The organism is uncultured Brachyspira sp. (assembly GCF_910578695.1).
Lineage (GTDB): Bacteria > Spirochaetota > Brachyspiria > Brachyspirales > Brachyspiraceae > Brachyspira.
In genome coordinates this window covers 1-7,256 of the sequence record NZ_CAJTQJ010000065.1, presented here as the reverse complement: position 1 = coordinate 7,256, position 7,256 = coordinate 1, and the positions used below count along the sequence as shown (strand labels likewise).

8 protein-coding genes are annotated in these 7,256 nt (G+C 27.1%); all 8 read left to right on the top strand.

Annotated elements, in window-relative coordinates:
• Positions 1 to 191, top strand: a 191-nt coding sequence (locus QZ288_RS11510) for a hypothetical protein (RefSeq protein WP_295159006.1), incomplete at its 5' end; no start/stop codon positions are given.
• Complete coding sequence (locus QZ288_RS11505) at positions 191 to 1,294, top strand: radical SAM protein (RefSeq protein WP_295159004.1); 1,104 nt, start codon at positions 191 to 193, stop codon at positions 1,292 to 1,294. The genes QZ288_RS11510 and QZ288_RS11505, both read left to right, overlap by 1 nt.
• 21 nt (positions 1,295 to 1,315) lie before the next feature.
• A complete protein-coding gene (gene rfbC, locus QZ288_RS11500; RefSeq protein ID WP_295159003.1) occupies positions 1,316 to 1,849 on the top strand; it encodes a dTDP-4-dehydrorhamnose 3,5-epimerase in 534 nt (177 codons plus the stop codon).
• Positions 1,846 to 2,811, top strand: a complete 966-nt coding sequence (locus QZ288_RS11495; protein WP_295159001.1) for an NAD-dependent epimerase/dehydratase family protein — start codon at positions 1,846 to 1,848, stop codon at positions 2,809 to 2,811. The genes rfbC and QZ288_RS11495 overlap by 4 nt, the downstream gene beginning before the upstream one ends.
• A 75-nt stretch (positions 2,812 to 2,886) precedes the next feature.
• Positions 2,887 to 4,011 carry a DegT/DnrJ/EryC1/StrS aminotransferase family protein gene (locus QZ288_RS11490; RefSeq protein WP_295159000.1) on the top strand — a complete coding sequence of 375 codons (1,125 nt, stop codon included), beginning with the start codon at positions 2,887 to 2,889 and terminating at the stop codon, positions 4,009 to 4,011.
• Between the two features lie 8 nt (positions 4,012 to 4,019).
• Positions 4,020 to 4,685 carry an acetyltransferase gene (locus tag QZ288_RS11485; RefSeq protein WP_295158998.1) on the top strand — a complete coding sequence of 222 codons (666 nt, stop codon included), beginning with the start codon at positions 4,020 to 4,022 and terminating at the stop codon, positions 4,683 to 4,685.
• Between the two features lie 104 nt (positions 4,686 to 4,789).
• Positions 4,790 to 5,971: a carbamoyl-phosphate-synthetase gene (locus QZ288_RS11480; RefSeq protein WP_295158996.1), complete on the top strand. Its 1,182-nt coding sequence runs from the start codon at positions 4,790 to 4,792 to the stop codon at positions 5,969 to 5,971.
• 35 nt (positions 5,972 to 6,006) lie between these two features.
• Positions 6,007 to 7,256 (top strand): ATP-grasp domain-containing protein (locus QZ288_RS11475; protein WP_295158994.1); only part of this gene is annotated, 1,250 nt, incomplete at its 3' end.

Below are 7,256 nucleotides of genomic sequence, written 5' to 3'. Positions count from 1 at the left end.
AGCAGAGCAGAGCAGAGCAGAGCAGAGCAGAGCAGAGCAGAGCAGAGCAGAGCAGCAGACTAAAGTACATTTATATTAAATATTATAATGCTGATAATGTCAACAATAAAATTTATTTTTATAATAAAAATATAGCTGCTGATTATTCTAGCATAAGTCCTCTTCAAAATCATATAGAGGAGGCTGCTTAATGTTATTGAGATCAAAAACTAAAGAATTACTGCAGACTAGAGAATTGACTAAAAAGCAAATTGATAATACGATATTAAATAAGCAGGAAATGGATAATAAAAAAACAATATTAAAATCATATCCTCAAAGATTGGTTTTAGAGTTAACTAATGCATGCAATTTGAAATGCATAATGTGCGGAAGAGATGAAGCTGAATTTAACCCCACAGTATTTAAATTGGATTATTTAAAAAAAATGGAGCATTTACTTTATACAATAGAAGAGGTAACACTTTTTGGATGGGGTGAGCCTACAATGCATCCTAATTTTATAGATATATTAAAATATTTAAATGATTTTCCAGTTAGAAAATATTTTGTCACTAATGGTATGAGATTAGATAAAATAAAGAATGCTTTATTTGATTATAGGGTTGATATTATGGCTATTAGTTTAGATGGAGCAAAAGCAGAAACTAATGATAGAATAAGATACGGGGGCAATTTTGATATTATAATAAAAAATATAAGGGATATAGTTAAAGAAAAAAAAGAAAGAAATTTAAATTATCCTTATATGAATTTTGTTATGGCTTTAATGGATTCCAATATTGAAGAACTTCCCAAACTTATAGAATTGGCTTTCGATATTGGGCTTGAAGAAGTAAAGGGAGTATATCTGACTGTATTTACTGATAGTTTATTGAATGAAACTTTATATAATAAACAAGATAAGGTGATAAAAATTTTTGATGAGGCTTTAGAATTAGCAAATAAATTAAATATAAAATTGAAGCTTCCATTTATTCAAGGCTATGATATAGCTGAAGATAAATATCATAAAGACTGCTTTGTTGCTTGGAGAGATTTTTTCTTAGCATCAGACGGTTATGTTCGTCCTTGTCAGTCTACAGCCCTTAAATTTCTTAATTTTGAGAATTATGATAATTTTGAAGATATGTGGAATTCTAAAGAGTTTCAAGAGTTTAGAAAAAATGTTAATGATCAGAATAATATGTGTGATGAATGCAAAAGATGTTTTCAATCATCTCATGCTAATTGGAATAATGAATTATCTTTCATACAAATAAATCAGCAATTTGCTCCTGAATGGGAAAAATAATTTTTATAAGGTTTGGAAATTATGACTATAGAAAAAACTAATATAGATGGTGCTTACATAATACAGAATAATTATATAGAAGATGAAAGAGGATATTTTTTGAGATTATTTTGTAATGATGAATTAAAAAAACATAATTTAGATTTTGAAATTAAGCAGTCGAATATGAGTTATAGTGCTAAAAAGGGTACATTAAGAGGTATGCATTATCAAATAGCACCTTATGGTGAAATAAAAGTTGTAAGATGCATCAAGGGAAGAGTTTTTGATGCAATAGCTGATATAAGAAAAGATTCACCTACTTACGGCAAACATTTCACAATTGAATTAAGTGAGGATAACGGTAAAATGATATATATTCCTCCTTATGTAGCTCATGGCATACAGACTCTTGAAGATGACAGTATGATATGTTATTTTGTCGGAGCTTCTTTTGTACCAAATGCTTATGGATATTTAAGGTGGAATGATCCTGCATTTAATATTCAGTGGCCCGAATGCGAAAATAGAATAATGAGCGATAAAGATAAAAATATAGCAGACTTTGTATTATGAAAAAAGTTATAGTAACAGGAATAAACGGACTTATAGGACAATATATTACTGAACCTTTAAATAAGTTAGGTTTTGAAGTTTTCGGCATTGGTACTAAGCATATAGAAAAACATAATTATTTTTATGCAGATTTAAATGATCATAAAAAATTAGAAAGTATTTTTAATGAGATAAAGCCTGAATATTTAATACATTTAGCTTGGGATACTAAAAAAGGTTATTTAGATTCTGATTATAATTTTGATTTATTGTATTCATCTATAAAAATGTTTAGATATTTTAAAGAAAATGGCGGAAAGAAAGCTGTATTTATTGGAACTTGTTTTGAATATAAGTTTAAAGATGCTCCGTTAAAAGAATATGATGAACTTAACCCAGAAACAATATATGCTAAAACTAAAAATTATTTAAGAGAAGTATCCGAATTATATTCCAATAAAAATAATATAGATTTTTGCTGGGGCAGAGTTTTTTATACTTACGGCAGTAATGAAAATCCAAACAGGCTGTTTCCATATATTATAAATTCTTTAAAAAACAATCAGAAAGTATCTATTAACTATTCTCAATTAAAAAAAGATTATATGTTTGCAGGAGATATAGCCAAAGCTATTAGTATGATTACAGACTCAAATTTAAATGGTATAATTAATTTATGTTCTGGTAATGCCTTATCATTAGGATATATTGCATCTTTAATAGCAAATAGTATGAACAAAATACAATTGCTTGATCTTAAAGAATTAAATAGTAATGAACCTAATATAATAGTAGGGGATAATTCGATTTTATTAAATGAGTTAAATTTCAGCTATACAAATATAGATGAAGTAATTAATCATATTATAATGTCCTATAATAAAAATTATGTTATATTATTGTTAATTTTATATGTAAAATTGCTGAATTATCTATTATTTCTAATAAAAATAACAAATTTTTTCTATTTACAAATAAAATAGTATGCATTATTGACATTTTATTTGTTATAATATATAGTTTTAGTTAACGTAATTTTTATTATTGGAACATACTAGATGAGTCTAAGTCAAATTTATTATTCTAAACCTTCAATAACTCAAAAAGAAGTAGATTATGCGACAGATGCTGCTAAAAATGGCTGGGGAAATAAATGTTATGAGTATATTAATAAATTTGAAAATATGTTTAAAGAATATTTAAATGTAAAATATACAATAGCTACTTCCAGCTGTACAGGTGCTTTACATATGGGATTATCTGCTTTAGGTATTGGTGCAGGCGATGAGGTTATTGCCCCTGATATTACTTGGGTTGCTACTATAGCACCTATAACATATTTAGGAGCTAAGCCTGTTCTTGTTGATGTAAGTAAAAAAGATTGGTGTATAGATATAGAGAAAGTTGAAAAAGCAATAAATGAAAAAACTAAAGCTATAATAGCTGTTCATATTTATGGTAATTTATGTAATATGGATGAGCTTCTTAAAATATCTAAAAAATATAATATTCCAATTATAGAAGATTCTGCCGAAGCATTGGGTTCAGTTTATAAAGGTAAAAAAGCAGGATCTATGGGCATATTTTCTGCTTTTTCTTTTCACGGTACTAAAACATTAACTACGGGCGAAGGAGGAATGTTTGCTACTAATGATGAGGAATTGTATAACAAAGTATTAACTCTGTCTAATCATGGAAGAAAGAAGGATCAGTATAAACAATTTTGGTTTGATATTATAGGCTTTAAATATAAAATGTCTAATATTCAGGCAGCTATCGGCTGTGCTCAGATGGAAAGGATAGATGAGTTAGTTAATAGAAAAATTGAAATATTTAAAATGTATGAAGATAAATTAAAAGGACTGCCGTTAAAATTAAATTATACTCCTGATGATTGTAAAAATAGTTATTGGATGACTACAGCTATTTTTGATGAAAATATTAATTTTAACAGAGATAATCTTTTAGAAGAGTTTAAAAATAATAATATAGATGGGAGAGTATTTTTCTGGCCATTATCTTTAATATTTAAAGACAGTATAGATTCTAAAAAAATGATATTTAAAGAGCATACAGAAGTTTCTTATTCTATTTATAATAGGGCAGTAAATTTACCATGCTATCATGATATAACGGAAAATGATATTGATAGGGTAGTAAATATTATAAAGAAAATTCTTTAAGGATAATTATGAATAATATAATAGTATGGGGAGCAACAGGACAATCAATAGTTTTAGAAGAAATAATATCTGATATGGGATTGAATATTGTAGCCTTTTTTGATAGAAATAAAGAAGTTAAATCTCCGATTGATAATATAAAAATATTTTATGATGAAAGCGAATTAACAAAAATGGATAAAACATATTTTGTTGTTGCTATAGGCGGTGCAAATGGAAGAGATAGAGTTAGTATATCAGAAAAATTATTAAATTTTGGATTTAAATCTATTAGTATTATATCCAAATATGCTTATGTTTCTAAGTCATCTAAAATAATGGACTGCGTTCAGATACTTCCGAATGCTGCTATTATGCCTAGAGTAGTTATAGGAAAATATTCTATAATAAATACTTCTGCGTCCGTAGATCATGAATGTGTTATAGGTAAAGGTGTTCATATAGCACCTAATGCTACTTTATGCGGATGTATAGAGGTTGGCGATTATAGTTTTATAGGTGCGGGTGCTACAATTTTACCTAGAATAAAAATAGGAAAGAATGTAATAATAGGTTCAGGATCAGTTGTAACAAAAAATATAGAAGATAATAAAATATTCTACGGAGTGCCTGCAACAGAACAGAACAGAACAGAACAGAACAGAACAGAACAGAACAGAACAGAACAGCCCTAATATATATACAATATAATACATTATTATTTTATAAAAGTCAAGCAGCTGCTTAAACTTAAAAAGAGTTTAGGCGGCTGCTTTTTATTTTAAATTTAGGATTTATAATGAAAAAAATATTATTGTTAGGTGGTACATACGGTCAAATATATTCCATTCAGACGGCTAAAAGATTAGGATATTATACTATTACTTGTGATAATAGACCTTATAATCCAGGGCATAAATATGCTGATGAATACTATGAAGTAAGTGTTTTAGATAAAGATGCAGTATTAAAATTAGCAAAAAAATTAAAAATAGATGGGATTGTTTGTTATGCACTTGATAATGAAAGTATGACAGCTGCTTATGTAGCCGAAAAAATGGGTTTGCATGGACAGCCTTTAAAATCTGTTGAGATACTTACAAATAAAGATTTGTTTAGAAAATTTCTTTTAGATAATAATTTTAATTCTCCTAAAGCTAGTGGGTATGTTAATATTAATGATGCTATTGAAGATTGGAAATATTTTAATAGGCCGATTGTTATAAAACCTACTGACTCTAGTTCTGCTAGAGGTTTAAGTAAACTATATGATACATCTAATAAAGAAAAATTTGCATACTATATAGGGCAAGCTTTGAGTTATTCAAAAAATGGTAGATTTATAGTAGAAGAATTTTTAGAACTACCTCAACTTGAAGGAGATTTATTTTCTATTAATGGGGAATTAAAATTTATATGTTTGGGAAATGAATATTTTAAAGACTTTTCTATAATAGGAACTACTTTTCCAAATAATGTAAATAAAACCTTGTATATAAAAATGCAAAAAGAAATACAAAGAATAATAAATATTTTAAATATGAGTACAAGTGTTTATAGTACAGAGATTCAATATTCTAATAATGATATATTTTTTATGGAATTCACTCCAAGAAATGGAGGAATAAATATACCGCAGACAATTAAATATGCTACAGGTATAGATTTAGCAGAATATACTATAAAAGCAGCTGTAGGTGATAATATAGATGATTTATCTATGGTAGAACCATATAGATGCTGTGCATTTTATAATATTCATTCTAATAAAGACGGTTTTCTTAAAAAAATAGAAATATCTGAGAAATTAAAAAATAATATTTTGGAATTAAATATTTTTAAGAATATTGGTGATAAAGTTGAAAAATTTACTGATTTGTCAAAGTATATAGGTAATATAATAATGGAATTTAATTCTCAAGATGAAATGCATTACAAGATTAAGAATATGGAAAAATATATTAAAGTAATAATAGAATAAATTATATTAGGAGTAATAATAATAAGGATTTATAAATGAAAAAAGTTTTATTATTAGGCGGAACACATTTTCAAATTAACTCTATAAAAGCATGTAAAAGATTAGGACATTATGCCATAACCTGTGATTATAATCCTAATAATCCAGGTCATAAATTTGCTGATGAGTATTATGAAGTAAGTGCTTTGGATAAAGAAGCTGTATTAAAATTAGCTAAAATGTTAAAAATAGACGGCATAGTTTGTTATGCTGCTGATACTGCGGCAGTTACTGCTTCTTATGTAGCTGAAAAAATGGGACTTCCTGGTCAGCCTTTAAAATCTATAGAGATATTAACTAATAAAGATCTATTTAGAAAATTTTTGTTAGATAATGGATTTAACTGCCCTAAAGCTAAAGGATATACTTCTGCTAATATATACGAAGCTATAAATGATTGGGAAATATTTAAAAAACCAATTATGGTAAAACCTGTAGATTCTGCAGGCAGTAAAGGTGTCTCTAAAATAGATAGGAAAGAAGATTTAGAAGAAAAAATAAAATATGCATTATCATTTTCTAGAAATAATAGATTTATTATTGAAGAATATGTTGAAAAAAATGGTTATCAGATTGCTGGTGATGGTTTTTCTGTAAATGGCAAATTAGTATTTAGATGTTATGCAAATGAACATTTTAATACTAATTCAATCGTTCCAATAGGGGAAAGTTTTCCATATAGACCAATAACTAAATATACAAACAGTAAAGTAGATAAAGAAACACAGAAATTACTTGATTTATTAAATATGAGAACTGGTGCTTATAATTTTGATGTTAGAATAAATGAAAAAGATGAAGTTATATTAATGGAGCTTGGACCTAGAAATGGAGGAAATTTAATAGCTGAAGTTATAAAATATGCTGCAAATGTAGATACAGCAGAATATACAATAAAGGCTTCTTTAGGCGAGAACTGTGAAGATTTAAAAATGCAAGAAGTTAAAGGTTACTGGTCATGTTTTATGATGCATAGTAAAAATAATGGAATATTAAAAGAAGTAAAAATATCTGATGATCTAATGAAAAATAATATTATAGAATATCATATTTTATCTAAAATAAATGATAGTATTTTATCTTTTGATAATTCTGGCGGTACTATAGGTACTGCAATATTAAAATTTTCATCTATGGATGAAATGTTAGAAAAAATGGATAATATGGACAAATATATAAAAGTAATAACAGACAGACAGACAGACAGACAGACAGACAGACAGACAGACAGACAGACAGACAGACA

Excerpts from the sequence above, each read along its gene's own strand:
- QZ288_RS11505 (WP_295159004.1), top strand. The coding sequence starts at position 191 with ATGTTATTGAGATCAAAAACTAAAGAATTACTGCAGACTAGAGAATTG.
- rfbC (WP_295159003.1), top strand. The coding sequence starts at position 1,316 with ATGACTATAGAAAAAACTAATATAGATGGTGCTTACATAATACAGAAT.
- QZ288_RS11495 (WP_295159001.1), top strand. The coding sequence starts at position 1,846 with ATGAAAAAAGTTATAGTAACAGGAATAAACGGACTTATAGGACAATAT.
- QZ288_RS11490 (WP_295159000.1), top strand. The coding sequence starts at position 2,887 with ATGAGTCTAAGTCAAATTTATTATTCTAAACCTTCAATAACTCAAAAA.
- QZ288_RS11485 (WP_295158998.1), top strand. The coding sequence starts at position 4,020 with ATGAATAATATAATAGTATGGGGAGCAACAGGACAATCAATAGTTTTA.
- QZ288_RS11480 (WP_295158996.1), top strand. The coding sequence starts at position 4,790 with ATGAAAAAAATATTATTGTTAGGTGGTACATACGGTCAAATATATTCC.